Annotated in this window: 1 rRNA gene; it reads left to right on the forward strand. The window is 54.4% G+C overall.

The features are described 5' to 3' along the window. Positions 1-166: 166 nt before the first annotated feature. Positions 167-270, forward strand: a 5S ribosomal RNA gene (gene rrf / locus KW828_RS21735); the annotation flags it as partial.

Consider the following 270-nt stretch of genomic DNA (forward strand, 5'->3'; position numbering starts at 1 on the left):
GATAGGCCGGGTGTGTAAGCGCAGCGATGCGTTGAGCTAACCGGTACTAATGAACCGTGAGGCTTAACCTTACAACGCCGAAGATGTTTTGGCGTGATTTGAGCGATTTTCAGCTGATACAGATTAGCGTTTAATGCCCGTGTTGGTGTTAGACGAACAGAATTTGCCTGGCGGCACTAGCGCGGCGGTCCCACCTGACCCCATGCCGAACTCAGAAGTGAAACGCCGTAGCGCCGATGGTAGTGTGGGGTCTCCCCATGCGAGAGTAGG

The sequence above is a fragment of the Enterobacter sp. ENT03 genome (assembly GCF_019218745.1).
GTDB lineage: Bacteria > Pseudomonadota > Gammaproteobacteria > Enterobacterales > Enterobacteriaceae > Enterobacter_D.